Genomic DNA, 1,490 nt, shown 5'->3' on the forward strand with positions numbered 1-1,490 from the left:
TATTTCTTTTAAAAATGTGTTGAACACACATTATATTTCATATTAATATTTTTATGTAGATTTAAAACGGGAAAGAGAGTGGAAAGTATGGGCCGTAAATGGAACAATATTAAAGACAAAAAAGCATCAAAAGATGCAAATACAAGCCGTATATACGCGAAATTTGGGCGTGAAATTTATGTGGCAGCAAAACAAGGCGAGCCAGATCCAGAATCAAACCAAGCGCTAAGAGTTGTATTAGAGCGTGCGAAAACATACAATGTTCCAAGAACAATTATTGATCGTGCAGTTGAAAAAGCAAAAGGCGGTTCAGAAGAAAATTATGACGAGCTTCGTTATGAAGGATTCGGACCAAATGGAGCTATGGTTATTGTAGATACACTTACAAATAACGTAAACCGTACTGCAGCAGATGTACGAGCTGCATTTAGCAAAAATAGTGGTAATATGGGTGTGAACGGTTCTGTAGCTTACATGTTTGATGCGACAGCTGTTATCGGCCTTGAAGGTAAAACATCAGATGAAGTTCTTGAAATTTTAATGGAAGCAGATGTAGATGCACGTGACATTCTAGAAGAAGAAGATTCTGTTATCGTGTATGCTGAACCAGATCAATTCCATGCAGTACAATCTGCACTTAAAGGTGCTGGCGTTGAGGAGTTTACAGTTGCAGAATTAACAATGCTTGCACAAAGTGATGTAACACTTCCTGAAGATGCTCAAGCACAATTTGAGAAAATGGTTGATGCATTAGAAGATTTGGAAGATGTTCAACAAGTTTATCACAACGTAGACTTAGGAGAGTAATACGATAGATGACCCTTTTCGCTTAGCGGATAGGGTCTTTTTTTATGAAGTTAATTAAGGTGATGAAGTATTAAAGATATTTTGTTGTAGGTAGTGAATATGATTATAGGGATATATAAAATATTCATTATCTCTAGGAGGCTTAATATGGAACATAAGACACCAAAGCATATAGTTGCTGTAGCAGGTTATTTAACAAATGAAAAAAATGAAGTGTTATTAACAAAAGTGCACTGGCGAGCTGATACGTGGGAGTTGCCAGGAGGACAGGTAGAAGAAGGCGAAGCGCTCGATCAAGCTGTCTGTAGGGAAATAAAAGAGGAAACAGGGTTAACGGTGAAGCCTATCGGAATTACAGGGGTTTATTATAATACCTCTATGCATATTCTAGCTGTTGTTTTTAAAGTAGCATATATAAGTGGTGAAATAAAAACTCAACCTGAAGAGATACAAGAGGCTAAATTTGTTGATTTAAATGAAGAGAACATAGATGAGTATATAACGCGTCCTCATATGAAATCCAGAACGCTTGATGCAATGAGAGCAACACATTTTATTCCGTATGAAACGTGGGAAGTACAGCCGTATAATTTAATAGGAAGATTGTAAAGAAAAGAGTAGCCGATTTGAGATACATTCGAATCACTACTCTTTTTTGTATACTGTTTAAGAAAAAGGTCAAA

2 protein-coding genes are annotated in these 1,490 nt (G+C 36.3%); both read left to right on the forward strand.

Annotation, left to right across the window (positions count from 1 at the left end; translation table 11 throughout):
- The first annotated feature begins 87 nt into the window (after positions 1-87).
- A complete protein-coding gene (locus tag ACQGSG_RS28865) occupies positions 88-807 on the forward strand; it encodes a YebC/PmpR family DNA-binding transcriptional regulator (RefSeq protein WP_000532952.1) in 720 nt (239 codons plus the stop codon).
- 147 nt (positions 808-954) lie between these two features.
- Complete coding sequence (locus tag ACQGSG_RS28870; RefSeq protein WP_000400456.1) at positions 955-1,416, forward strand: NUDIX hydrolase; 462 nt, start codon at positions 955-957, stop codon at positions 1,414-1,416.
- Positions 1,417-1,490 lie beyond the last annotated feature (74 nt).

Origin of the sequence: Bacillus sp. GMa5/1, assembly GCF_050172015.1 — a bacterium.
Lineage (GTDB): Bacteria > Bacillota > Bacilli > Bacillales > Bacillaceae_G > Bacillus_A > Bacillus_A cereus.